At 72.9% G+C, this 23,595-nt stretch carries 22 protein-coding genes and 1 pseudogene; 11 read left to right on the forward strand and 12 right to left on the reverse strand.

Features of this window, described 5'->3' with window-relative positions; all coding sequences use genetic code 11:
- Positions 1 to 66: 66 nt before the first annotated feature.
- Positions 67 to 1,197 (forward strand): annotated as a pseudogene (locus OG392_RS23150) (glycoside hydrolase family 26 protein); the annotation flags it as partial.
- 583 nt (positions 1,198 to 1,780) lie between these two features.
- Here the strand turns inward: OG392_RS23150 and OG392_RS23155 are convergent.
- From OG392_RS23155 to OG392_RS23195, 9 genes are all read right to left on the reverse strand, one after another.
- Complete coding sequence (locus tag OG392_RS23155) at positions 1,781 to 2,941, reverse strand: GNAT family N-acetyltransferase (protein ID WP_329282436.1); 1,161 nt, start codon at positions 2,939 to 2,941, stop codon at positions 1,781 to 1,783.
- Entirely contained in the window at positions 2,938 to 3,627 is a 690-nt protein-coding gene (locus OG392_RS23160) for a lipopolysaccharide biosynthesis protein (RefSeq protein WP_329282438.1), read from the reverse strand. Before OG392_RS23160 ends, OG392_RS23155 begins: the two co-directional genes overlap by 4 nt.
- Positions 3,628 to 3,640: 13 nt before the next feature.
- Entirely contained in the window at positions 3,641 to 4,774 is a 1,134-nt protein-coding gene (locus OG392_RS23165; RefSeq protein ID WP_329282440.1) for a glycosyltransferase, read from the reverse strand.
- Positions 4,771 to 5,574 carry a polysaccharide deacetylase family protein gene (locus OG392_RS23170; protein ID WP_329282442.1) on the reverse strand — a complete coding sequence of 268 codons (804 nt, stop codon included), beginning with the start codon at positions 5,572 to 5,574 and terminating at the stop codon, positions 4,771 to 4,773. The genes OG392_RS23165 and OG392_RS23170 overlap by 4 nt, the downstream gene beginning before the upstream one ends.
- On the reverse strand, positions 5,471 to 7,210 hold the full coding sequence (locus tag OG392_RS23175; protein ID WP_329282444.1) for a lipid II flippase MurJ: 1,740 nt from the start codon (positions 7,208 to 7,210) through the stop codon (positions 5,471 to 5,473). The genes OG392_RS23170 and OG392_RS23175 overlap by 104 nt, the downstream gene beginning before the upstream one ends.
- Before the next feature lie 217 nt (positions 7,211 to 7,427).
- Complete coding sequence (locus OG392_RS23180) at positions 7,428 to 8,741, reverse strand: O-antigen ligase family protein (protein WP_329282446.1); 1,314 nt, start codon at positions 8,739 to 8,741, stop codon at positions 7,428 to 7,430.
- A gap of 2 nt (positions 8,742 to 8,743) precedes the next feature.
- Entirely contained in the window at positions 8,744 to 10,192 is a 1,449-nt protein-coding gene (locus OG392_RS23185; RefSeq protein WP_329282448.1) for an exopolysaccharide biosynthesis polyprenyl glycosylphosphotransferase, read from the reverse strand.
- A complete protein-coding gene (locus OG392_RS23190) occupies positions 10,189 to 11,325 on the reverse strand; it encodes a glycosyltransferase (protein ID WP_329282450.1) in 1,137 nt (378 codons plus the stop codon). The genes OG392_RS23185 and OG392_RS23190 overlap by 4 nt, the downstream gene beginning before the upstream one ends.
- 1 nt (position 11,326) lies before the next feature.
- Complete coding sequence (locus OG392_RS23195) at positions 11,327 to 12,322, reverse strand: DUF3344 domain-containing protein (RefSeq protein WP_443054842.1); 996 nt, start codon at positions 12,320 to 12,322, stop codon at positions 11,327 to 11,329.
- Positions 12,323 to 12,764: 442 nt separating this feature from the next.
- Here OG392_RS23195 and OG392_RS23200 point away from each other — a divergent pair, with 442 nt between their 5' ends.
- The 6 genes from OG392_RS23200 to OG392_RS23225 all read left to right on the forward strand — a co-directional run bounded on the left by OG392_RS23200 (position 12,765) and on the right by OG392_RS23225 (position 17,052).
- Entirely contained in the window at positions 12,765 to 13,004 is a 240-nt protein-coding gene (locus tag OG392_RS23200; protein ID WP_030324034.1) for a chaplin, read from the forward strand.
- A 277-nt stretch (positions 13,005 to 13,281) separates the two neighbouring features.
- On the forward strand, positions 13,282 to 14,157 hold the full coding sequence (locus OG392_RS23205) for a hypothetical protein (RefSeq protein WP_329282456.1): 876 nt from the start codon (positions 13,282 to 13,284) through the stop codon (positions 14,155 to 14,157).
- A gap of 271 nt (positions 14,158 to 14,428) precedes the next feature.
- Positions 14,429 to 14,710, forward strand: coding sequence for a hypothetical protein (locus OG392_RS23210; protein WP_329282458.1), 282 nt, complete (start codon positions 14,429 to 14,431; stop codon positions 14,708 to 14,710).
- A gap of 255 nt (positions 14,711 to 14,965) precedes the next feature.
- A complete protein-coding gene (locus OG392_RS23215) occupies positions 14,966 to 15,802 on the forward strand; it encodes a hypothetical protein (protein WP_329282460.1) in 837 nt (278 codons plus the stop codon).
- A 153-nt stretch (positions 15,803 to 15,955) separates the two neighbouring features.
- Complete coding sequence (locus tag OG392_RS23220) at positions 15,956 to 16,432, forward strand: hypothetical protein (protein WP_329282462.1); 477 nt, start codon at positions 15,956 to 15,958, stop codon at positions 16,430 to 16,432.
- A gap of 344 nt (positions 16,433 to 16,776) precedes the next feature.
- Positions 16,777 to 17,052 carry a chaplin gene (locus OG392_RS23225; protein WP_030324043.1) on the forward strand — a complete coding sequence of 92 codons (276 nt, stop codon included), beginning with the start codon at positions 16,777 to 16,779 and terminating at the stop codon, positions 17,050 to 17,052.
- 101 nt (positions 17,053 to 17,153) lie between these two features.
- On the opposite strand, the gene OG392_RS23230 is transcribed toward OG392_RS23225, so the two are convergent.
- Both OG392_RS23230 and OG392_RS23235 read right to left on the reverse strand, forming a co-directional pair.
- Complete coding sequence (locus OG392_RS23230) at positions 17,154 to 18,020, reverse strand: tyrosinase family protein (RefSeq protein ID WP_329282463.1); 867 nt, start codon at positions 18,018 to 18,020, stop codon at positions 17,154 to 17,156.
- A complete protein-coding gene (locus tag OG392_RS23235) occupies positions 18,004 to 18,417 on the reverse strand; it encodes a tyrosinase family oxidase copper chaperone (RefSeq protein ID WP_329282466.1) in 414 nt (137 codons plus the stop codon). Before OG392_RS23235 ends, OG392_RS23230 begins: the two co-directional genes overlap by 17 nt.
- Before the next feature lie 148 nt (positions 18,418 to 18,565).
- Between OG392_RS23235 and OG392_RS23240 the strand changes: the two genes are divergently transcribed.
- The 3 genes from OG392_RS23240 to OG392_RS23250 are packed head-to-tail and all read left to right on the forward strand — an operon-like array spanning position 18,566 to position 20,760.
- Complete coding sequence (locus OG392_RS23240; RefSeq protein WP_329282468.1) at positions 18,566 to 19,069, forward strand: DUF5949 family protein; 504 nt, start codon at positions 18,566 to 18,568, stop codon at positions 19,067 to 19,069.
- A 19-nt stretch (positions 19,070 to 19,088) separates the two neighbouring features.
- The gene (locus tag OG392_RS23245) at positions 19,089 to 19,742 is read left to right on the forward strand and encodes a vitamin K epoxide reductase family protein (protein WP_329282469.1); all 654 of its coding nucleotides are present in this window, start codon (positions 19,089 to 19,091) and stop codon (positions 19,740 to 19,742) included.
- A 1-nt stretch (position 19,743) separates the two neighbouring features.
- The gene (locus tag OG392_RS23250) at positions 19,744 to 20,760 is read left to right on the forward strand and encodes a glycoside hydrolase family 26 protein (RefSeq protein ID WP_329282471.1); all 1,017 of its coding nucleotides are present in this window, start codon (positions 19,744 to 19,746) and stop codon (positions 20,758 to 20,760) included.
- Between the two features lie 37 nt (positions 20,761 to 20,797).
- Here OG392_RS23250 and trhA read toward each other — a convergent pair whose 3' ends face one another.
- On the reverse strand, positions 20,798 to 21,499 hold the full coding sequence (trhA, locus tag OG392_RS23255) for a PAQR family membrane homeostasis protein TrhA (protein WP_329282473.1): 702 nt from the start codon (positions 21,497 to 21,499) through the stop codon (positions 20,798 to 20,800).
- 196 nt (positions 21,500 to 21,695) lie between these two features.
- Here trhA and OG392_RS23260 point away from each other — a divergent pair, with 196 nt between their 5' ends.
- Positions 21,696 to 23,519, forward strand: coding sequence for a phosphoenolpyruvate carboxykinase (GTP) (locus OG392_RS23260; protein WP_329282475.1), 1,824 nt, complete (start codon positions 21,696 to 21,698; stop codon positions 23,517 to 23,519).
- Positions 23,520 to 23,595: the final 76 nt, after the last annotated feature.

A 23,595-nucleotide genomic window follows, 5' to 3' on the forward strand; every position in this document is an offset into this window, starting at 1 on the left:
TTAGGAATACTTTCGGAGCATCGGATTGACGGATCATCAAAACGCGTACGACGCGAAGGAGCGGCCATGGCGGCTACACATCGGCGAACTTCGAGAGTGTGGCTGGGGGTGTTCACCGCCGGTCTCCTCGCCTCGGGCTCAGTCGTGCTCGCGTCCCCCGTGCACGCCTCCGAATCCGTAACGACGAAAGACCCCGGACCGACTCTCTCCAGCGCCATGGGAGCCTTCCTCGACTCGGGCGCGCTCGGGGTCGCCCGCATCGAGCAGCTGGAGCAGTGGCTCGGCGGCCGCGAACTCCGGGTCGGCCACACCTACCTCCCCGGCGACCTCTGGAAGAACATCGAGGGCCCGCCCGGCTTCCTCGACGCCTGGGCGGACTGGCGCAACGAGAAGGCCGACCGCCTGTTCGTCCTCAACGTCCCCATGCTGGAGCGCAACGAGGCCGGCGTCTCCGACGCCGAGGTCCGCCGCCAGCTCCAGCTGGGCGCCGCCGGGTACTACGACCACCACTTCACCGCACTGGCCGAGCGGCTCGTCCGGCTGCGGGCGCTCGACACGGTCGTCGTCCTCGGCTGGGAGATGAACGGGACGACGTACACCCACCGCTGCGCGCCCGATCCGGCCGCGTGGAAGAAGTACTGGAACCGGATCGTCACCGCGATGCGTTCCGTCCCCGGCCAGAAGTTCCGTTTCGACTTCAACCCGAGCCGCGGCCGCGACGCCGTTCCGTGGACCGAGTGCTATCCGGGCGACGACGTCGTCGACATCATCGGGATGGATTCGTACGACCAGCCCCCGGGGTCGAGTTTCGACCAGCATGTCAGCGAACCGTACGGACTGCAGAAGCAGGTCGATTTCGCCGCCGAGCACGGAAAGCAGATCTCCTATCCCGAATGGGGGCTCTTCCGTAACGGCGACAACCCCGTGTACATGCGGCGCATGCTGGACTGGATGAAGCAGCACAAGCCGCTGTACCACACGATCACCGATTACTGTCCGCACGGCGTCTGGCAGTGCGACGACAATCCGCGGTCGTCGCAGACGTTCCGTCAGATGATGTACGGCACCGAGCCGGAACTCCCGACGCAGCCCACGGATCCGGTGGACCCGACGGACCCGACGGACCCGACGGACCCGACGGACCCCACGGAGCCGACGGACCCCACGGGCCCGGTGGACCCGACGGTTCCCGAGCCGAAGCCCGAGCCGAAGCCGGAGCCCAAGCCGGAACCGAAGCCCGAGCCCAAGCCGGAGCCCAAGCCGGAACCGAAGCCCGAGCCGAAGCCGGAGCCCAAGCCGGAGCCCAAGCCCGAGCCGAAGCCCGAGCCGAAGCCGGAACCGAAGCCGGAACCGAAGCCCGAGCCGAAGCCCGAGCCGAAGCCGGAACCGAAGCCGGAACCGAAGCCCGAGCCGAAGCCCGAGCCGAAGCCGGAACCGAAGCCGGAACCGAAGCCCGAGCCGAAGCCGGAACCGAAGCCCGAGCCCAAGCCGGAACCGAAGCCCGAGCCCAAGCCGGAGCCCAAGCCGGAACCGAAGCCCGAGCCCAAGCCCGAGCCCAAGCCGGAACCCAAGCCGGAGCCGAAGCCGGAACCGAAGCCCGAGCCGAAGCCCGACCCCGTGCCCGCCTGCTGGACCGTGAACCTCGCTTCATGGGTCGAGAGCTGGATCGGCGGTCCGGTCTGTGTCCCCAAGGACAACTGGAAGGACGAGGTCGACCTCGACTGGAAGGACGCGCTGAAGGGCGTCTGGCCCTTCTGACCCCTCGCGACGGCGGCGGAGATCATCCGCCGCCGTCGTGGCGCGTGCGCCCGGAGATCCGGCCGAGCGCACGGCCCACCCAGGCACGCTCCCGCGCCTGCCGGGCCGCCCAGCGGCGCGCCCCGGCGGCGCCCGCGCGGAGCCAGAGCAGCGGGGCCGTACCCCGTGCGGTGAGCATGAGCCGCTGGTTGCCGACGGTCTCGGGCCGCCAGTGGTGCTTGTACGCCTCGGTGCCCCGCAGCATGCTCAGGGTGGCCCGGCCGCCCGCGCTCGTCTCCCCGGCGCCGTGTCGGAGCAGCATCGTCGCGACGTCGACCTTGCGGGCTCGCAGGGCCGGGTCCGCGCCGTACAGATAGCCGCCGGCGAGCCGCGGCGACATCAGGGTCAGGTCGGCGGCCACCACGTCCCCGGCCAGCCGGAACTCGGTCACCATCGCGTCCCCGCGCTCCACCATCGGCCGCACGGCCCGGGTGAGGTGCTGGGCGAACCGCGTGCTGGTGTGCTCGGCGGTGACGCCCCGGCCCTGCCACTGCAGCTGATGGAGCCGCAGCAGCCGGTCGAGGGCGGCCGGCACCTCGGAACCGGTGACCACGCGCGTGTCGATGCCGAGGGCGTCGAGCTTGCGCAGCTTGGCGCGGACCCGCTGGGCCTTCCCGGACGGGATGCGGGCGAGGAGCCCCTCCATGGGGACGGCGGGAAGTTCGAGGCAGAGCGAGTCGGGCATCCGCCGGCAGGGACCCCGCCAGTGGACGAGGACCCGCTCGCTGGCCGCCCCCGGCCGTACCTCGCGCAGGTCGATCACCGCGCCACGGGCCGCCCGGCCGAGCGCCCCGGCCAGCGCGGGGGCCGCCTCCGGGCAGCCGTCGTCGAGGAGCACGTCCGTGAAGTCGGTGATCGAGCCGCCGAGCTGGGTGAGGACGGGCAGCGGTCCCCGGGCGCGCATCAGGGCCGCGGCGGCGACGAGTCCGCCGTCCTCCCGTCGTACGAGCACCAGCCGCAGCGCACCGGGCCTGCCGTACGAGAGCCACCAGGAGTGCAGCCAGGCATGGGACTGGAAGGGGGTGGCGGTGGAACAGCGTCCGTACAGCGCCGTCCACTCGGCCGCCAGCCGCCCGAAGCTCTCCTCGTCACGGCAGATCTCCGTCCGCAGGGCCGATGCGGCGCCGGTCGCTCTCGGACTCACACCGTCTCCGGCTGGTGCGCGGCGGCGGCCGGGGCGGGCACGGCGGCGGCGGAGGGCGCGGCTCCGGACGTGGCAGGCGTCTGCCGGGAGTGCCGGGCCTCGCCGCGCGCGGTGGCGCGCTTGGGCCGGACCAGGAGGGCGAGGCCGCCGAGGAGCCCGCCCGCACAGCCGCCGACGAGCGCGGAGAGCGGCGCGGAGGGCGAGACGGGCGCGACCGGCTTGGTGGCGCGGGAGAACTGCACGACCTTCACGCCGGTGCTGCCGGCGACATGGGTGCTGTCGAGGACGAGTGCGCGAGCCACGCCGTCGGCCATCGACACGGCCTTCGCGGGCTTGTCGGCCTTGGCGGTGATCGAGATCATCGGCGCGTCCGGGGAGGTCGCGGCCTGCACGTTCTTGCGCAGGGTGTCGGCGCTGACGCCCGCCCACACCTGGGCGTCGCCGGTCACCGCGATGTCGGTGGCGACCCGTCCGTAGGCCTGGGCGAAGCCGAGCGCGGCGGCCGGGTCGGACTTCTCGGCCGGGACGACGATGACGTAACTGGTCGCCGCGTACTGCGGGGTCTTGAGGGCCCCGTAACCGCCGCCGAGGGCGGCTCCGGCGAGGACGGCGGCGGGCAGGACCGCCCAGCGGCCCGGGGCGCGCAGGCCGGCGGGGAGGAGGGCGCGGCGTGGGGTGGTGTTCATGGGACGGGCTCTCTCACTTCGCGGGGGAGGGGGTGCCGTGGACGGCCTGGTCGTAGAGGGACATCAACTGCTGTGCGCTGTGGGCGATGTCGTAGCGGCGGGCGGCGGCCGGCAGCGGGAATCGGGGCGGCCGGGCGTCGTGGACGCCGTGCAGCGCGGAGATCAGCTCGGGTACGGACCCGCCGATCCGGCGGGCGCCAGGTGCCGCCTCCGGTGGCAGGTCTTCGATGGCCGGGCAGGCCACGTACAGGACGGGCAGCCCGGCGGCGAGGGCCTCGACGACGGCGAGCCCGAAGGTCTCGTCGGGGGAGGTGGACACGAAGACGTCCATGGCGGCGAGCAGTTCGGGCAGCGAGGGGCCGGGCCGGCCGGTGCTCGGCGGGTCCTCGCAGGCCCCGGCGAGCAGGACCCGGTCGGCGGCGCCGCACGCGCGGGCCACCCGGAGGAGTTCCGCGCGCTGTTCGCCCTCGCCGACGAGGAGCAGCCGGACGTCCGGGATCGACGCCACCGCCCGGACGAGCCGCTCGAACCGCTTCCCGGCCGTGAGCCGGCCCACCCCGCCGACGACATGGGCGTCCTCGGGGATCCCGAGGACGCCCCGGGCGTGGCGGCGGGCCCGGGCGTCGAAGGCGAAGCGCTCGGTCTCGATGCCGTTGGGGACGACCCGGATGCGGTCCGGCGGCACCCCCCAGTCGGCGAGCCGGCGGGCGACGCTGGGGGAGACGGCGACCGTGGAGGTGCCGAGCCGCTCGGACGCGAGGTAGAGCGCGCGGGTGCCCGCCGAGAGCGGCCTGCCCTCGATCTGGGTCTCGCCGAGGGAGTGCTCCGTGGCGATGACGCGCCGCACCCCGGCCAGCCGGGCCGCCGTCCTGCCGTACACACAGGCCCGGTAGAGGTGGGTGTGGACGAGGTCGTAGCGGCCCTGCCGGACGATCCGGGCGAGCCGGGGGAGCGCGCCGACGTCCCGGTTGCCCGCCATGCCCAGGTGGGTGACCGGGGTGCCGTCGGACTCGATGCCGGTCGCGACGACGCCGGGGTTGGTGAGCGTGACCACGTCGCTCCGCACCGGCAGATGGCGGAGCAGGAGCCGCAGCTGCTGCTCGGCGCCTCCGATGCCCAGCCCGGTGATGACGTGCAGCACCTTCATGCCGCACCGACCACGGCGGGTCCGTACCGCGCGGGGACCAGATCAGCGGGGTGGCGGCGGCGCAGCGGGTGGAGGAGACGCTTGGCGGTGAGCCGCCACGCGGTGTCGTCCTCGCCGATGTGGACCCGGGGCAGGGCGTACGTGCCGGTGTGCGGGCCCGGGTCGATCGCGCAGCCGTACCGGTAACCGGCTCTGCGCACGGCGTGGATGGCGCGCGGGTCGACCTTCCCGTACGGGTAGCAGAAGCCGTCGACGGTGGCGCCGGTCATCTCCTCCAGGAGTTCACGGCTCCGCCGGGTCTGGGCGGCGAGCTCCGCGTCGTCGACCTCGGTGAGCGGGACGTGCGTGAGCCCGTGCGAGGCGATCTCCATGCCTGCCCGGGCGATCCGCAGGATCCCGTCCTCGGTGAGCAGCGACTTGCGCGGGCCCTCCGAGTCCCAGGCGTTCTCCCCGCCGAGCCGCCCCGGCAGGACGAACACCGTCGCGGTGAAGCCGTGCCGGAGGAGGAGCGGAAGCGCCGAGTCGAGGAAGTCCGCGTAACCGTCGTCGAAGGTCAGGCCCACGAGCCCCTTGGCACGCCCCTCCGTGGTGGCGGCGAGCAGCTCCCGGACCGACACCCCGCGCAGTCCCCGGTCGGCCAGCCAGTGCAGCTGGCGGGCGAAGCGCACGGGGGAGACGGTCACCCGGTACGGATCGTCAGCGGTGTCCGTGATCGAGTGGTACATCGCCACCCACGGGGGCGGCTTCATCCACAGGGGCGGCTTCGGCAGCAGACGGCTCAGCGCGGTGACGGCGGGCATGGGGGGTCCTCCGGAAGGCGGAGCGGGGCAGGGGCGGAATCTCGGGCGCCTTGGCGGCGCAGGCGGTGAAGATCAGGAAGACGCCGATCACGACCAGGCCCGCCACCGCGACGGCGAGGGCCGCGGGGCCGATCGCGAGGGAGCACAGCCAGCCGGCGCCGGTGGCCCACGCCCCCGCGGTGGCGAGCCGGAGCAGCCCCTCGCCGAGCCGGCCGACGTGGACCGGTACGGCCTGCCGGTGCGCGCCGCGCAGCAGCAGGACCGCGGTCAGGGTGATGCCGAGGGCGTTGGCCGCGGCGATGCCGACGGCGCCCCAGTAGTGGGCGCCGGGGACTCCGGCGGCGGCGGTGGTGACGAGCCCGGCGGCCATCGCGGCGGCCGGGTACCAGAGCGGGCGGGCGGCGGAGAAGTAGCAGCGGACCAGGGCGCCCACCATCGTCTGGCCGAGCAGCCCGAGGGCGTAGACCCGCATGACGGCGGCGGTGGCGACGGTGTCGTCACGGGTGAACTCGCCGCGCTCGAAGAGGAGCTCGACGATCCGGGGGGCAGCCGCGATCACCGTGGAGGCGCCGACGAGGACGACGACGGCGGCGAGCAGCAGGTCACGTTCGACGCGACGGCGGGCCGCCTCCGTATCGCCCGCCGCGAGGGCGCGGGCGACCACCGGGAAGCTGACGGTGCACAGCATCAGGGAGAGGATCATCGGCATCTGCGCGATCTTCTGCGCGTAGTTCAGCTGCGAGATGGCGCCGGCGGGCAGCGGCGAGGCGAGGAAGCGTTCGATCAGCGTCTGGGACTGGCGGGACAGCGAGAACGCGACGACCGGAGCGATCAGGCCGAGGACCAGGATGCGGCCCTCACCGGTGGACGGAGGCGTGGACGCCTCGGGCTCCCGTACGGGTACGGGGCGGGCGCGCAGCTCCCGGATGAGCGAGGGGGCCTGGACGAGGACCATCAGGACCCCGCCGACGGCGACGCCGGCGGCGGCGGAGCGCACCCCCCACGGCTCGCGGAGCAGCAGGATGGTGCCGATGATGCCGGCGTTGTACGCCACGTAGATGGTGGCCGGCGGCAGGAAGGAGCCGTGCGCGCGCAGCGCCGCCGAGCAGTAGCCGACCAGGGCGAAGGTCAGGACGCAGGTCCCGGTCAGACGCGTGCAGTCGATCGCGAGCCCGGGGTCGGGCAGCCCGGGGGCGAGCGCCCCGACGATCAGCGGGGCGGCGGCGATCAGGACCGCCGCGACGACACCGACGGCGAGGGTCAGCCGGGGCAGGGTGCCGCGCACGAGGGCCCGCACGGGGTCGGCGAGCGGCCGGCCGGAACGGCGGGCCAGGGCGCGGGAGAAGGCGGGCACCAGGATCAGCGCCATCGCGTCCTCGATGAGCAGCGTCGAGGCGAACTCCGGCACGGTCCACGCCACCAGGAACGCGTCCGTCTCGGCGCCGGCCCCGAAGTACCCGGCCAGGATCTGGTCCCGGACGAGCCCGAGCAGCGCCCCGACCGCCGTGAGCCCGGCGGTCACGGCGGCGGCCTTCGCGAGGAACCCCCGGCCCTCGGGCGCGCCGGTCCGGGCCGCCCGGACCCGCGCGTGGGCGCGGCGGCCGGGAGGGCGGGGGGAGGCGGTGGTCCCTGACACGGGGGTACGGGGCGGGGGCGGAGGAACGACACGCGGACCCTCGGCCGTTCCCGTCCCCGGCAGCACGACGGCCTCCGGGGGCCACGGGGAGTCCGTGGGGCCCGGAGGCGCGGTCGGCCAGGGATCGGTCAGCGGGGTGCCGCAGGGCGGTCCGCCCGCGGGGCGTGGTTCACCGGCCCGCGGGGTGTCCGTGGGCTCCGGTTCCCCGGCCCACGGGTCACGCACGTCGGACCTCCGCGAGGGCCCACCAGGCCGCGAGGCCCAGCACGACCGACATCAGGACCGTCGAGGGGCCGCCGATGTCCGCGTAGAAGAAGTCGATGAGCTGCCAGCCGAGCAGACCCGTCGCGACGAGCGCGCAGTCCGCGCCCAGGCGGTGGCGGCGCAGCGACGCGACGAGCAGCGCCGTCCAGCTGCCCACGAGGGCGATCAGCCCGAACAGGCCCTGCTCGCTGAGGACCAGGAGGTACATGTTGTGCGGGGAGAGCAGGGGCTGACGCGCGAAGGCGGCGCCGGCGCCGGCCGTGTCGCTGCCGGAGGACAGGGCGAGGGAGGCGTTGGAGTCGCGGTACTGAGGGAAGCCCTTGAGGCCGACCCCGGTGACCGGCTCCGAGGCCCACATCCGCCCGGCCGCCGCCCACATCGTGTACCGGTCCGTCACCGACTGGTCCGGCGCGGCCGCCACCTGCGTGATGCTGGCGACCCGCTCCTTCACCATCGCCGAGCCGATGCCGAGCCCGCCGACCAGGACCACCCCGAGCGCCCCGGCGGCGAGCGCCACGCGCGCCGCCCGCCGGGGCCCGGAGAGCAGCAGCTGGACGCCGCAGGCGAGGACGGTCGCGATCCACGCGCCCCGGCTGAACGACAGCACGAGCGGCACGAAGAGCAGTCCGGCGCAGACGAGCGCGGCCGTCCGGGTCCGGCCGGGACCGCTGCCGAGCGCGATCCCGGTGACGACGACGAGTCCGTACGACACGACGGTCGCCATGCCCATCACATCGGTGGGCCCGAAGGTGCCGACGGCCCGGACGTCCTCACCCATGTACGAGGCGCCGGTGCCGGTCAGGTACTGGGCGACGCCGACCGCGCCCTGGACCAGCGCGAGCCCGACCAGACCCCAGGCGACCACGGCGAAGTCCCGCCGGTCCCGGATCATCAGGAGCACGGCCGCCGGGACGAGCACGAAGATCTGGACGTACCGGGCGACGCCCGGCAGGCTCGCGGCCGGGTCGTTCGAGGTGATCGCCGCGAGACAGATCCCGAGGACCGGCAGGCCGAGGACGACGGCCGCCGTCCGGGTCAGCGGCCGGGCGCCGCCGCGCAGCACCCGGACCAGACAGATCAGGACGAGGAGCCCGGAGGCCGCGTCGGCGACCGTTCCCGAACCGCCGGTGCCGCCCTGCGCGCCGCCGCCGCCCGGGACGAGCAGCAGCGCGATCACGGCGAGGACCGGGGAGAGCGCCCCGGCCCTGCGCGCCCAGTCCCGTACGTCGTCCGGGGCGAGCGCCGGCACCGTCACGGCCGTGGCCATCCTCAGCTCCCCGTGGGTCGGACGAGTCCGGCCGCCGTGCGCAGCAGGATGCAGACGTCCTGCCAGAGCGACCAGTGGTCGATGTAGTGGTTGTCGAAGCGGCAGCGGTCCTCGATGGACGTGTCGCCGCGCAGCCCGTGCACCTGCGCCAGACCGGTCAGCCCCACCGGCATCCGGTGCCGGGCCGCGTATCCGGCGTGGATCTTGCTGAACTGGGCGACGAAGTACGGGCGTTCGGGCCGCGGCCCGACGAGGCTCATGTCACCGCGCAGCACGTTCCACAGCTGCGGCAGCTCGTCGAGCGAGGACTTCCGCAGGAAGCTCCCGGCCGCGCTCATCCGCCGGTCGCCCGCCACGTTCCAGCGGGTCGCCGACTCGGTGTCGTCGGAGGGGCGGAGCGTCCGGAACTTGAGCAGCGTGAAGTGCCGTCCGTGCTGGCCCACCCGCTCCTGCCGGAACAGCACCCCGGGACCGTCCGCGAGCCGTACGGCGAGCGCGCACAGCAGCAGCACGGGCAGCGCGAGCGCCAGCGCGGGCGCGGCGAGCACGATGTCGAGGGCGCGCTTGGCGGGCAGCCGGCGCCGCTCGACCGGCGGGGCGACGCGCTGCCAGGCGTACCCCCACATGTGTGCGCCCATCGGGCCGTCCTGGTGCCGTCCGCCGACCCGCCAGGTCGTGCAGCCGTAGTGCTGGAAGAGGGTCATGAGCCCCGGGTCGTCGTGGAGGAACACGGCGTCCCGCACCGTGTTCTGGATGACGGCCCGGTGGATCTCCTCGGTCGTGGTGAGCACCGGAAGCCCGGCCTCGCCCGCCGACCGGGACGCGCCGCCCTGCTCGGGCACACCGACGATGCCGACCGGCCGTACCCCGTACTCGGGGTGCTGGACGGCCGCGGAGGCGAACCGGCGCGCGGCCCCCGCCCCGCCGACGACCAGCGCCGACCGGGGGTGGGCGCGGGCGGTCCGGCGCCGCTGGTGGAGCATGAGCGCCCGGACCAGGACCACGACGCCGACGTGCGCGGTGTACGCGGCGAGGAGCCGCAGCGGCCCGATCGCGAGGGCGGGGGCGTACGCGGCCACCCCGGCCGCCGCCAGACACCAGGCGACGCCGGCGCGGGAGGCGAGCGCGGGCAGTTCGTCGAGGGCCCGGGTGTGCGGGGCCGGGCGGTGGAGCCCCGCGCGCCCGTCGAGCACGAGGACGAGCGCCACGACCGGCAGCAGCAGCCGGGGGTCGTGGTGCGCCGTGCTCAGCAGCGTGGCGGCGGAGAGGACGGCCAGGCAGTCGACCGCGACGAGCGGCAGCACGCCGGTCCCGGGCCGCGCGGGGCGGTACGGGAGGGCGTGCCGCGCGGTCGTGCCGCGGCGCGGTGCGAGGGAGGCGAGGCCGAAGGTCTGGCCTGCCGCGGGCCACGGGCCCGGTGAGGGAGGGACGCTGGTGCTTTCGGTGGTCACTGCGCAATCGGCTCTCTGTGCTCGGTGTCGCGCACTCCGGCCAGTTCGCGGTAGACGTCCGCGACGGCCGCGCCGGTGCGCCGGACATCGAATCTGCTGAGTACGTGCTCGTGGGCCTCGCGGCCCAGGCGGTGCCGGAGCTCCTGCCTGCCGAGGAGGCGGCCGAGAGCGGTGGCGAGGGCGGCCGGGTCCTCGGGCGGGACCAGGCACAGGGGTTCATGGGCGGGCGGCAGGCTCTCGCGGGCCCCGTCGACATCGCTGACGACGACGGGCCGGCCGGCGGCCATGGCCTCCAGGGGTGCGAGCGCCATGCCCTCCCAGCGGGACGGCAGGACGACCACATCGGCGGCCCGGTACCAGGGGGCGGTGTCGGCGACGGCTCCGGTGAACCGCACCGAGGGGCCCGCCGCGGCACGCAGCAGGTCGCCGTCGGGGCCGTCGCCGACCAGGACGAGCCTGGCCGTCGGCACCTCCGCGAGGACGGCGGGCCAGGCGGCGAGCAGCACGTCCTGCCCCTTCTGGCGGCAGAGCCGGCCCACGCAGACGACGGTGGGCGCGGGGTTGCCCGCCGGGCCGTCGGTCGCGAACCGGGCCACGTCCACGCCGTTGTGGACGACGGCCCAGTCGGCCGTCACCCCGGCGGCCTCGCCGGTACGCCGCTCGGCCTCGCTGACGCAGAGGATCCGGTCGGCCCAGCGGGCGCCGTACCGCTCCCAGCGCCGGGCCAGCGAGGCGGTCGTTCCCTCGACCGCCTCGAAGGACCAGGCGTGCGGCTGGTACACCGTCGGAATCCGTCCGCGCAGGGCGAGTCGGGCGCACAGCCCGGCCTTCGCGCTGTGCGCGTGGACGAGTCCGGGGCGCACGGTACGGATCACCCGGGCGAGGCCGCGGGTCTCGCGGAGGAGCTGGGGTCCCGGGTTCCGCCCGGCCCGCCAGACATGGGTGTCGGCCCCCTCGGCGCGAACGGCGGCGGCCAGGACGGTGTCCGGTGGGCAGGCGACCGCGACCCGCAGGCCGGCGGCGAGTTGGGCGCGGACGAGGTCGATGACGACACGGGCGACCCCGCCGTCACCGGGCTGGACCGCGTGCAGGACGGTGACGGACCCGGGGTCCGTGTCTCGTGGAGGCCGCACGTCAGCGCCGGACGTCCGCCTGGAAGAAGAGCGCACCGAGCCAGACGGTGTCCTTCCGGCTCCCCGACCGGACATGGACACGGTCGGCCCCGTCGCGCAGCGCCCCCCGCAGATCGAAGACGTCGGAGTCGTACCCGAGCGTGTTCGTACCGTCGGGTGAGCGGACCGTACGACCGGTGCCGAATTCGGTGATGCTGGAGTTCATCACGTCGTCCGCCGAATTGGCGGAATCGGATAGCCGGACGCTCTTCGAGCGGCCCGTTTCCACCGCCAGGTAATCACCGGAAGTGCCCCGGTCGCCGTCATAGGCGACCACTCCGAGACGGCCGTTCGTGGCCTTGCCGTAACGGTTTGCGTCGAGCGGTACGCGAAGCTCCCCGGAGCGCGGTCCGACCGTTTCGAATCCGTCCCAGACGCCGATCCTGCGGAGCGGTTCCGAGGCCTTCTCGTACGCGGCGACGAGCGTCCAGCCACCCCAGCCGCCGACCGCGGAGCGGCCCATGGCCACGTTGACCTGAGCGACCGTCCACTGCCCCGAACGGGAGGAACGGACCAGCTCGGTGACGTCGGCGGAGGCCTGGAAGGCGTCGGCGCCGTCGGCCGTGCGATGGCCGATCAGGGTGTCCGCGAGCAGCGCCTTGTAGGCGCCGCCGGGCTCGGCGATCAGCACCCGGCCGTTGTCCTCGGGCGGCTTCTGCTCGCCCACCCGCAGGTTGCCGCCCCAGTAGAGACGGGCCCAGCTGACCCGGGCGCCCGCGGGAACGGCGAGCTCGGCACGGCTGGAGTTGTACGTGTTGGGGTCGCTGTCCACGTCGACGTAGGCGATCGAGACGTCGTCGTTGACCGACTCGGTGCCCTTCGCGCCCTTCGCCGAGGAGTTGGCCGCGCGCACGACCCCACCGTGCTGCACGGACTGGTAGCGAGCGGCGAACGGGATGCGGGTCGCCTCCCGTGGCTGTGGTGCCGAGGCGGAGGCGACCGGCAGCGCGGCGGACAACGCCGCACACGACAGGGCGCACAACACGCTGCGTCGCACAGCAGGAACCGCTGAATTCCGCATACAGGTTCTCCGCTTTGATGAGAGAAGGAAGGGAAGACCCGTGAAGGCCGGGAGGGGGGAAGGTGTCGTCCGCACGAAATGGGTGAACGCGCGGCGGGCCCGGAAGCAACGTTCGGGAACGTTATAACCCCGGCGCGGGGCGATAGTACGCATTAGATGCCTGGAAACGCTAACTCCCGTATCCGCGGGGCAGGTTCGTCGTTGAGCGTGTTGCGCCATTCCACGCCCACTCCCTCCAATGGCCCTCCTATGGCCCAAAGATCGGTTGAACGTCACCCGTTCGGGAGAGCAACCGATGAAAAGCCCGGGCGTTGTTGAGGGAGCCGGGCCGCACAGTCCGCGCAGTCCACGTTGAATTTCGATCGAGGAGCACTTCCCCATGTCCCGTATCGCCAAGGCCGTTGTCCTGACCGTGGGTGCCGCCGCCGCGGTCGCCGGTGCCGCCGGTGCCGCCACCGCCGACGCCGGCGCCGAGGGCGCGGCCGTGAAGTCCCCCGGCGTCGGCTCCGGCAACGTCGTCCAGGTCCCGGTGCACATCCCGGTGAACCTCTGCGGCAACACCGTCAGCGTCATCGGCGCGCTGAACCCGACCTTCGGCAACACCTGCGTCAACGCCTGATCCGGCACGCCTGATCGGTCCTTCCGAAGCCGGTGCGCCCACTCCCGACGGGGTGGGCGCACCGGCTTTTTCCTTGTCGTCACGGGATCGGTACTCGTTCGGCGGCACCGTCGTGCGCCGGTCGGTGCAACGGCGTACGCCCCATCGAGGGGCATGTTCGAGGGGTGGATTCACTCGAACGGAGGCGTGGCGCTCAGTAGTTCTGCGGTTGCGGAGGGCTATACCCGCAGGCACGGTGAGAGGGAAGTTGTCCGACGCATAAGGAAAAGGAACACATATGCGTCCCCTGGCTACACGCCGCATCACCGCCCTGGCGATATCCGCCGTCATCACCCTCGGCACGGCGGGACCCGCCATCGCCGGCGAGCACCATCCGTCCACCGCGGCCGAACGGGCCGCCCGCGCACCCCTCCCCGACGCCGCCGCCCTGCTGAGCCAGGCCGAAGCGCTCGGAGGCCTCGGCTCGGTGACCACTCCCGTGACCGAACTCGTCACGGCCGCGCTCAAGGCCGACTCCGGTCAGCTCCCCGCGGCCGACGCCGAGACCCTCAAGGCCAAGATCGCGGCAGCCGTCGACGAGGCCAAGGCCACCGCCCCGGCCCCGCTGCCGGTCACGCCCGTCACGCCGCCCTCGACGGACCTCCCGGTCACGCCCCCGTCGACGGACCTTCCCGTCACGCCGCCCGCGGCCGACCTTCCCGTCACGCCGCCGGTCGTGGAGACCCCCGTCGAGCTCCCGGCGACGCCGCCCGTGGAAGCCCCCGCCCTGCCGGTGACGCCGCCGGCGACCCTGCCCGTCGTGGCCGACGCGAAGGCCGCGTGGGCCGGGAAGACGGCCGCCCCCGCCGACGTCGTCGACGACGCGCTCGCCTCGGTCGAGAAGGCGGTCGCCGCGCTGCTCGCCGCGGTCACCTCCGGCGACGCGGGCGGAGTCGTACCGCAGGTCACGGCGACCCTGACCTCCGTGGTCAACCTGGCCGTCGCCACGGTCCTCGGGAGCGGTCTGCCCGCTCCCGACCTGGCGGGACTGCCCGCGCTGCCCGCGCTCCCGGTCACGGCGCCCGAGCTGCCGGTGGACCCGCCGGAGCTGCCCGTCGACCCGCCGGCCGCCGTGCCCGCGCTGCCGGCCACGCCCCCGCTGCCGGTCCGGTAGTCACCCGCAGGCCCTGTACCGGCCCGGCGTCCCGCCGGGCCGGTACAGGCGCGTGCGGCGGGGGTGCGCCCCGGGGCGCGAGGGGGCGCGCCGGTGTGCGGTCGGCAAATAGCACCGGTCCGCATCGATCGGGTGCAGTGTCGAGAAATCCTTCCTTCCGGAGTTTCCGTGCGGCACGCCGTTCGTTACAGAAGCAGAACAAAGTGCGCGGGATTCGGCCAAGAGCCCTGTGCGGTAAGTGACTTGAAGCCATAGAGGAAGGACTCATCCCATGAAGCCCACCAAGGTCGCCGCGGTTGTCGCCGGTTCGCTGATGGCCCTCGGCGCTGCCGCGCCCGCCATGGCCACGGAGGCGCTGACCCCCACCAGCCTGAACGGTGGCCTCGAAGCGATCGCCGCCAATGGGCTGAAGTCGGACGTCCTGAGCAGCACCACGGACGGCTCCCCGGTCAAGACCGTCACGGACACCGCGACCCAGCTGAACGAGACCACCAAGGGCGCGCCGCTCCTCGGTGGGCTCCCGGTCCCCGGCGGTCTGCCGCTCGGTGGCTGACGCGGGGTCACCACGCGACTGACAGCACCTCAGTAGGCCTGCCTTTCGGGGCACTTGCGGTGGCCTCGGCGCCACCGTCTCCCACGGTCGGCTGATCGAATGATTTTCTGATCAGCTGCCGTGTGGCCCCCGTTGCACGGGGTTCGCCGACCCATACCCTCTGGCCAGTCCCACGCGAACGTCGGCGTGGATCAGGCCGGTCGGAGCGAGGGGGGATCCTCGCCGGCCTCTCCCTTTCTCCAGAGGAAGAGCGGTATGCGGTCCATCATCAGCAGGAAAGTACTCACCGCGGCGGCAGCGACCGGCATCCTGTCGCTGAGCGGCGGATTCGCCCTGGCCGCGAACTCCCACGCGGGTACCGGCGACGGTCCGGGCCCCGGCAACGCCGGCCATGTCCAGGCCCCGCTGCCTGCGGACGTCTGCGGAAAGAGCATGGAACTCGGCGGTTACGTCGCCGCGGCCGTCGGTGACCTCTGCGACCAGGCGGAGGGTCCCGGCGGCTACGGCGACGAGCCGGGTGAACCTACGCACCCCGGCGAGCCGACTCATCCGGGTGAACCCACGCACCCGCCCACGCACCCGCCCACGCACCCGCCGACCCACCCGCCCACGCACCCGCCGACGCACCCGCCCACGCACCCGCCGACGCATCCGCCCACCCACCCGCCGACGCACCCGCCGACGACGCCTCCCACGACGCACCCGCCGACGACGCCGCCGACGACCCACCCGCCGACGCATCCGCCGACGACGCCTCCCACGACGCATCCGCCGACGCATCCGCCGACGACGCACCCGCCGACGACGCCGCCGACGACCCACCCGCCGACGACCCACCCGCCCACCACGCACCCCACCACGCACCCGCCGACCCACCCGGGTGAGTGCGAGGAGCCCCCGCCGGGTGAGGAGCCGGAGCCCGGTTGCGAGGAGCCGACGCACCCGCCGACCACGCCTCCCAGCACCCCGCCCGAGCTCCCCGACACAGGTAGCGGGCCGGCGCTCATGGGCGCGGCCGCGATCAGTGCCGCGCTGATCATCGGCGGTGGCGTCGTGTACCTCCGCGGCGGCCGGATCGCCCGCCGCCACTGACGCCGCCCAACGGCCGAGCGTCAACCGGGGCCCTCACCTTCACCGGTGAGGGCCCCGCCCGTTGCTGCACATGGGGGAGTTCCGGCGACGTTCCCCCGAAGGTCTCGTTGTCAGAACATGACTCTGCGCTCTCACGCCGGCATGGGACTCCTCATGACCGCATTCGCCTCCGCCGCCCTGGCCGCCCCGGCCTCGGCCGTCGAGGCGCCGGTGATCGTCCCCCTCCAGGGGCTCGACCCGGTGCTCCCGATGGACGCCCCCACGGTGGCCACCGGCGTACCCGTCGCCATGCCCGGCGCGCCCACCGGTTTCCAGAAGGGACTCGGCTCGCTGCCCGACGTCGCGCTGCCCAGCGTGCCGCTCACCGGCACCCTCCCCGCGACGGTGGTGGACGCCCCGCTGCCCGAGGTCCTGAAGGACAGCGAGCCCGGCCGCGCGCTCTTCGCCACCCCGCACTCGGAGATGGCCGCGGCCACCCCGGGCGCCGTCGTCGGCAACCCGGTGGTCGCCCCCGAGGGCGACGGCCTCGCGGGCCTTCCGGACCTCGCGAAGCCCCGGGTCGGCCTGCTGCCCCCGATGGTGAGCGGTGCGCTGGACTCCCAGCTCGGTCTGGCGCCCGAGTCGCACTGACGCGGCGGACCGTCGCGAGACGGCACGCAGGGGCCGGCCCTCCGACCCCTTCCTTTGTTCGTTCTTCTGTGCGATCGGCGGCTCAGTGGGTGAAGACACGATTCTTCCCCGCCACCGGAAGGGCTTTCGTTCGTTGCAACAAGAGGCTTGTCGCATGGCCGCGGCCCGCGTACCGAGGACGTCCCGTCGTATCCGACGGCGGACGGTTCTCGGGCCGCGGGCCATTTTTCGGTTTTCCTTCTTCTCTTTCGGCCCAACGGCCGTGACCCGGCCCGTGGTACGACGTTGAACGGGAATGACGGCCGTGATTCCTGCGGTCGCTTTCCACGTCCAAGGAGTTCTTGATGTCTCGCATCGCGAAGGCTGCCGCTGTTCTCGCCGGCACGGGTGCCGTTGCCCTCAGCGGAGCCGGCCTGGCCGTCGCCGACTCGGGCGCCGAGGCCGTCGCCGCCCACTCGCCCGGTGTCGCCTCCGGCAACGTCGTCCAGGTCCCGGTCCACGTCCCGGTCAACCTCTGCGGCAACACCGTCAACGTCATCGGTCTGCTGAACCCGGCGTTCGGCAACACCTGCATCAACGCCGACGGCCACGACAACGGCGACGGCGGCTACGGCGGCTGATCCCCCGTGACGACCGTGTCCCCCCGATCCTGCCGGATCGGGGGGACACGTGTGTGCGGGGTGCGGAACCGCCCGGGGCACGGGGCCCTCCGGCGGGTCCCTCAGACGTACCGGTAGATCCGGCTGTGGTCGAACATCGACGTCGGCGTCACTCCCCAGGGCGCCATCGGCTCGTGCCGGGCCACGACCTTGCGGTACTGCGCGTCCCCGAGCGGCGGCGGCTCCGCGGGGAGGTACGCGGCGCCCGGGTTGCGCTGCTGCCAGCGCGACCAGACCAGGTCGACGAACGAGTGGTGCAGCCAGAACACCGGGTCGTTCACGGAGCCGCCGCCCAGCATCAGACCGCCGACCCAGCGGTGCACCCGGTTGTGGACGCGGAACCGTTCGTTGCCCCGGCCCGGCGCCCAGCCCTCCAGGCGGTTGCGGAAGCCGGAGGCGCTCGTCGAGTTCCACGGCGTCACGTCGTACACCCGCTCCCGCATCACCTCGTCGAGCTGCGCCTGCGTCGGCAGCGCGATCGGATCGCGGGGGCGGCCGAAGTCCCTGGTCAGGAAGCGTTCCTCGGTCATCGACTGGGTGATCGTCCAGCGCCCGGCGGAATGCGCGAAGGGCCCGGTCATCACCTGGAGGTCGGCGCGGCGCCCGTTGCCGCCCAGGAAGTCCTCGCCCCAGAGCGCGGACGCCGGAGTGTTGTCGCGGGTCCAGTCCCAGTACGGGACGGAGACCGTCGGGTCGATCCGGCGCAGGGCCGTCTCGAACTCCAGCAGGAACTTGCGGTGCCAGGGCAGGAAGCTCGGGGTCATGTGGGCGACCCGGAGCCGCCCCTCCCCGTCGGCCGTGTAGTGGTCGATATGGGTGCGGACGAAGCGGTCGTACGCCCCCGTGCGCTTGAGCTCCAGGACGGCGGCGACGAACTTCCGGCGCTCGGCGCCGGTCAGGTCGCGCTGGTTTTTACGCGTGTACACCACGCGGGCTCCCTCCCGTCGGGTCGGTGTGGACGCCATGGGCGGCGGCGAGCGGGGAGAGCCGGGCGGTGCCCAGCCCGTCCACGGCCGCGCGGACGGCCGCCAGCGGCGTCGGGCAGGACTCGTAGTGGTCGATCGGAGTGACGTAACCGCCGTCGGCGCAGCGCATCAGATGCAGGGGCCGGCCGTCGACGAGGGCCACCGGCTCGCCCCCGGGGCCGGAGCGGCCCAGGAGGTGACGGCCCCCGTACATCTCGTCGAAGGCGTGCGGATCGCGCGCGTTCCCCGCGGGCGCTCCGGAGGGTGGGCGGGTCGTGATGCGCCCGAGGGCGCCCCCCGTGAAAGCGGTGACGGCCAGCGCGAAGAGGGACCGCAGTGCGACGCGGCGCGGGACGATCATGAGTGATCTCCTCGGGGTCGGGGGAGCCCTCAGGGCACAACGATGAAAACCCGGGTTCGTTGCGCCGGAAATGCCAGCGGCGTGAATGTCGGCCGTTCGAGTGAAAACGGCGCGGGGAAAGGGTGGTTGGAGCATTAGCATCCGATTCATGACCACTTCCAACGTCGTTTCCTCGGCGCGCAGCGCCTCTCCGCTGGGAACTCTCACGGTGATCCCGTGGTCCAGCGAGCCCTCCGCCGATGCGGCGGGTACGCCGTTTCTCATGGCGTATTCGCTCGGCGACGGCCGGGACGGACCGGAGGCCGGTCAGCAGGCCATGCGGACCGCCCTGGAGGCCATGGGCCTCTCCGTCGGCGACCGGCTCTTCGATCTGGACAAGGACGCCGGGATCTCCGCCTCCCTGCTCGTTGAGGGCGGCTCCGTCGTCCTCAACCTGCCGTTCCTCAAGGTGCAGTGCCCGGTGCCCGACGAGTGGCAGGAGGCGGCCCGCGAGCGCGGCCAGGTCTACCTGATCTGCTCCCTGCGGCCCTGGCCCGAGGCGGTCCCCGGACAGCCGGTCGACGAGGCGCGGCTGCGGGCGTTCGTCTCCGACGAGGAGATGCTCAAGGAGAGCGCCCACGTCCTGATGCCCGTCCGGCGTCTGCAGGGCTGAGCGGGAAGGGGGTCGCGTCATGGCGACGGTGAACGTACGGGGCGGGGTGCCGGACCAGCGGCAGGAGCGGGAGGAGTCCGCGCGGGGGACCGCGGGGACGATCGGCGCGAGCCGGGCCCTCGCCTGGCTGCTGATGATCACCGGGGCGGCGGGCGTGCTGTCCGGCTGGGTGATCACGATCGACAAGTTCAAGCTGCTCGAGGACCCCGGCTTCCAGCCCGGGTGCAGCCTCAACCCGGTCGTGTCCTGCGGCAACATCATGAAGAGCGAGCAGGCAGGGGTCTTCGGCTTCCCCAACCCGATGCTCGGCCTCGTCACGTACGCCGTCGTCGTCGCCCTCGGTGCCGGGCTCCTCGCCGGGGCCCGCTACCGCGGCTGGCTCTGGCTCGGCCTCAACGCCGGCATGCTCTTCGGCGTCGGATTCTGCACCTGGCTGATGTACCAGTCTCTGTACGAGATCAACTCGCTGTGTCTGTGGTGCTGCCTGGCCTGGGTCGCCACCATCGTCATGTTCTGGTACGTCACCGCGCACAACGTGCGGCACGCGACGATCCCCGCCCCGGCGGGCGTGCGGACCTTCCTCGGCGAGTTCACCTTCGCCCTGCCCGTCCTGCACATCGGGATCATCGGGATGCTGATCCTGACCCGGTGGTGGGAATTCTGGACGAGCTGACGTGAGACGTCCCCTTCCCGGGCCGCGGGCCGCACTTCTCGTGCTGCTCGCGGCCGTTCTCGTGCTCCTGCTGCCGTACGACCGGATCCTGCCCGGCGAGCGGGACACCGGGACCGGGGCGGAGCCGGACCAGCGGCCGCTGCCCGGGGTGCCGTCCGGGTTCTTCACCGGCTCCGACGAGGCCGGGGTGCGCAGGATCGCCCAGGCGCAGGCCTGGCTCGGCGGCGGGTCGCTGACCGTCGGGCACACCTATCTGCCGGGCGACCGCTGGTCCAACATCGAGGGCCATGCGGCGCTCTTCGAGCCCTGGGCGCGCTGGAAGGAGGCGCGGCCGGGGCGTCTCTTCGTGCTCAACGTGCCGATGATGGACCGGAGCGAGGCGGGGCTGTCGGACGCCGAGGTGCGGGCGGGGCTGCGGCGCGGCGCGTCCGGTGCCTTCGACGGCCATTTCCGGACGCTCGGGGAGCGGCTGGTGGAGCACGGGCTCGGGGAGGCGGTCCTGGTGCTCGGCTGGGAGATGAACGGCACCACGTACAGCCATCGCTGCGGGCCGGACCCGGAGGCCTGGAAGGCGTACTGGCGCCGGGTCGTCGAGGTGATGCGGGGAGTGCCGGGGCAGCGGTTCCGCTTCGACTTCACGCCGAGCCGGGGGCGGGACGCGGTGGAGTGGCCGCGCTGCTACCCGGGGGACGACGTCGTCGACATCATCGGGATGGACGCGTACGACCAGCCCGCGGGGCTCTCCTTCGAGGACCAGGTGGCCGAGGAGTACGGGCTCGCGCACCAGGTGCGGTTCGCGGCGGAGCACGGCAAGCCGGTCTCGTACCCGGAGTGGGGGCTCTTCCGGAACGGCGACAACCCGGCGTACGTGCGGGGGATGCTCGACTGGTTCGCGGTCCACCGGCCCGTCTACCAGACGGTCACCGACTACTGCCCGCACGGGGTGTGGGGGTGCGCCGACAATCCCGAGTCGGCGCGGGTGGTCAGGAAGGCGCTGGGAGGGCAGGCCGGGCCGTGAGGGACCGGCCGTTCGCGTGTGCTCTCCCCGGGTCCGGTCAGGCGTGCTGGTAGGCGACCAGGGAGATGCCGACGTAGTGGACGATGAAGGCGGCCAGCGTCAGCGAGTGGAAGACCTCGTGGAAGCCGAACCAGCGCGGTGAGGGGTTCGGGCGCTTCATGCCGTAGATGACGCCGCCCGCGCTGTAGAGCAGTCCGCCGACGATGACGAGGACGAGGACGGCGATGCCGCCCGCGCGCATGAAGTCGGGCAGGAAGAAGACCGCGGCCCAGCCCATCGCGATGTAGCAGGGCGTGTACAGCCAGCGCGGGGCGCCGACCCAGAAGACCCGGAAGGCGATGCCGGCGAGGGCCGCCGCCCAGACCGCCCACATGAGCGGGCGGCCGGTGGAGTCGGGGAGCAGCAGCAGGGTGAGCGGGGTGTAGGTGCCGGCGATGATCAGGAAGATGTTGGCGTGGTCGAGGCGGCGGAGCACGGCCTCGCCGCGCGGGCCCCAGTCGCCGCGGTGGTACAGCGCGCTGATGCCGAAGAGCAGGCAAGCGGTGAGGACGTAGATCCCGCAGGCGATGCGGGCGCGGGGCGAGTCGGAGAGGGCCACCAGGACCAGACCGGCGACGATCACGGCGGGGAACATCCCCGCGTGCAGCCATCCTCTGAGCCGGGGCTTCAGCGGGAGCGACGGGGGTTCGCCGACTGCGTTCGGCTCGATCGGGGTCACTTCCGGCGTGGCTGCAGTCATGGAACGGAATCGTACCTACGGGCCCGTAGGTCGCGGATACGAGTGGCGATGCTCACATGTGCGCGCCCCTGGACATATGGGCGGATCCGTCGGATGATCAAATGAGTGCGGTCGGCACCGGATGAGCAGCTACGAAGCATCCGGGTCGCGGCCCCCACGGGGCACACACCAAAAAACCCCTCTACAAGGAGCAATCGTGGCGCGCGACAACGCGGCTCCCCAGACCCTTCCGACCCAGCACCAGGAGCTCGTCTCCTGGGTGAACGAGATCGCGGAGATCACCCAGCCGGACGAGATCGTCTGGTGCGACGGCTCCGAGGCCGAGTACGAGCGCCTGTGCGAGGAGCTCGTCGCCAAGGGAACCTTCACGAAGCTCGACCCGGTGAAGCGCCCGAACTCGTACTACGCCGCCTCCGACCCGACCGACGTCGCGCGCGTCGAGGACCGGACCTTCATCTGCTCCGAGAAGGAGGAGGACGCGGGCCCGACCAACCACTGGAAGGCCCCGGCGGAGATGAAGGAGATCTTCGCGGGCGAGAAGGGCATCTTCCGCGGCTCGATGCGTGGCCGCACCATGTACGTCGTGCCCTTCTGCATGGGCCCGGTCGGCTCCCCGCTCTCCGCCATCGGCGTCGAGATCACCGACTCCGCGTACGTCGCCGTCTCCATGCGCACCATGACCCGCATGGGACAGGCCGTCCTCGACGAGCTCGGCACCGACGGCTTCTTCGTGAAGGCCGTCCACACCCTCGGCGCCCCCCTGGAGGAGGGCCAGGAGGACGTGTCGTGGCCGTGCAACTCCACCAAGTACATCTCGCACTTCCCCGAGAGCCGCGAGATCTGGTCGTACGGCTCCGGCTACGGCGGCAACGCCCTGCTCGGCAAGAAGTGCTACGCGCTCCGCATCGCCTCCGTCATGGCCCGTGACGAGGGCTGGCTCGCCGAGCACATGCTGATCCTCAAGCTCACCCCGCCGCAGGGCGAGGCGAAGTACGTCGCCGCCGCCTTCCCGTCGGCCTGCGGCAAGACCAACCTCGCCATGCTGGAGCCGACGATCTCCGGCTGGACCGTCGAGACCATCGGCGACGACATCGCCTGGATGCGCTTCGGCGAGGACGGCCGTCTCTACGCGATCAACCCCGAGGCCGGCTTCTTCGGCGTCGCGCCCGGCACCGGCGAGCACACCAACGCCAACGCCATGAAGACCCTCTGGGGCAACTCCGTCTTCACCAACGTCGCCCTCACCGACGACAACGACGTGTGGTGGGAGGGGATGGCCGAGACGGCCCCCGCGCACCTCACGGACTGGAAGGGCAACGACTGGACGCCGGAGTCCGAGACGCCGGCCGCCCACCCGAACGCCCGCTTCACCGTCCCGGCCGGGCAGTGCCCGACGATCGCCCCCGAGTGGGAGGACACCAAGGGCGTTCCGATCTCGGCGATCCTCTTCGGCGGCCGCCGCGCCTCCGCCGTCCCGCTGGTGACCGAGTCCTTCGACTGGAACCACGGCGTCTTCCTCGGCGCGAACGTCGCCTCCGAGAAGACCGCCGCCGCCGAGGGCAAGGTCGGCGAGCTGCGTCGCGACCCCTTCGCGATGCTGCCGTTCTGCGGCTACAACATGGGCGACTACATGGCCCACTGGGTCAAGGTCGGCGCCACCGCGGACGCGGCCAAGCTGCCCAAGATCTACTACGTGAACTGGTTCCGCAAGAACGACGCCGGCAAGTTCGTCTGGCCCGGCTTCGGCGAGAACAGCCGCGTCCTCAAGTGGATCGTCGAACGCCTGGAGGGCAGGGCCGAGGGCGTCGAGACCCCGATCGGCATCCTGCCGACCGCGGAGTCCCTCGACACCGAGGGCCTCGACCTGCCGGCCGAGGACCTGGAGTTCCTCCTCAAGGTCGACCGTGACGTGTGGCGCGAGGAAGCCGCCCTCGTCCCCGACCACCTCAACACCTTCGGCGACCACACGCCGAAGGAGCTGTGGGACGAGTACCACGCGCTGGTCGAGCGCCTGGGCTGATCCCGCACCGCAGACTCGTGGTGGGTTGCCCCGAGATACCGCCCTGACCAGTGGGGTCACGACGGCCCACCACGAC

Origin of the sequence: Streptomyces sp. NBC_00691 (assembly GCF_036226665.1) — a bacterium.
Lineage (GTDB): Bacteria > Actinomycetota > Actinomycetes > Streptomycetales > Streptomycetaceae > Streptomyces.

What these genes read in the sequence shown, in the direction of transcription:
- OG392_RS23215 (WP_329282460.1), top strand. Translation starts at nt 14,966, where the DNA reads ATGCGGTCCATCATCAGCAGGAAAGTACTCACCGCGGCGGCAGCGACC.
- OG392_RS23210 (WP_329282458.1), top strand. Translation starts at nt 14,429, where the DNA reads ATGAAGCCCACCAAGGTCGCCGCGGTTGTCGCCGGTTCGCTGATGGCC.
- OG392_RS23180 (WP_329282446.1), bottom strand. Translation starts at nt 8,741, where the DNA reads ATGGCCACGGCCGTGACGGTGCCGGCGCTCGCCCCGGACGACGTACGG.
- OG392_RS23225 (WP_030324043.1), top strand. Translation starts at nt 16,777, where the DNA reads ATGTCTCGCATCGCGAAGGCTGCCGCTGTTCTCGCCGGCACGGGTGCC.
- OG392_RS23170 (WP_329282442.1), bottom strand. Translation starts at nt 5,574, where the DNA reads ATGCCCGCCGTCACCGCGCTGAGCCGTCTGCTGCCGAAGCCGCCCCTG.
- OG392_RS23235 (WP_329282466.1), bottom strand. Translation starts at nt 18,417, where the DNA reads ATGATCGTCCCGCGCCGCGTCGCACTGCGGTCCCTCTTCGCGCTGGCC.
- OG392_RS23200 (WP_030324034.1), top strand. Translation starts at nt 12,765, where the DNA reads ATGTCCCGTATCGCCAAGGCCGTTGTCCTGACCGTGGGTGCCGCCGCC.
- OG392_RS23245 (WP_329282469.1), top strand. Translation starts at nt 19,089, where the DNA reads ATGGCGACGGTGAACGTACGGGGCGGGGTGCCGGACCAGCGGCAGGAG.
- OG392_RS23205 (WP_329282456.1), top strand. Translation starts at nt 13,282, where the DNA reads ATGCGTCCCCTGGCTACACGCCGCATCACCGCCCTGGCGATATCCGCC.
- OG392_RS23220 (WP_329282462.1), top strand. Translation starts at nt 15,956, where the DNA reads ATGACCGCATTCGCCTCCGCCGCCCTGGCCGCCCCGGCCTCGGCCGTC.
- OG392_RS23240 (WP_329282468.1), top strand. Translation starts at nt 18,566, where the DNA reads ATGACCACTTCCAACGTCGTTTCCTCGGCGCGCAGCGCCTCTCCGCTG.
- OG392_RS23165 (WP_329282440.1), bottom strand. Translation starts at nt 4,774, where the DNA reads ATGAAGGTGCTGCACGTCATCACCGGGCTGGGCATCGGAGGCGCCGAG.
- trhA (WP_329282473.1), bottom strand. Translation starts at nt 21,499, where the DNA reads ATGACTGCAGCCACGCCGGAAGTGACCCCGATCGAGCCGAACGCAGTC.
- OG392_RS23160 (WP_329282438.1), bottom strand. Translation starts at nt 3,627, where the DNA reads ATGAACACCACCCCACGCCGCGCCCTCCTCCCCGCCGGCCTGCGCGCC.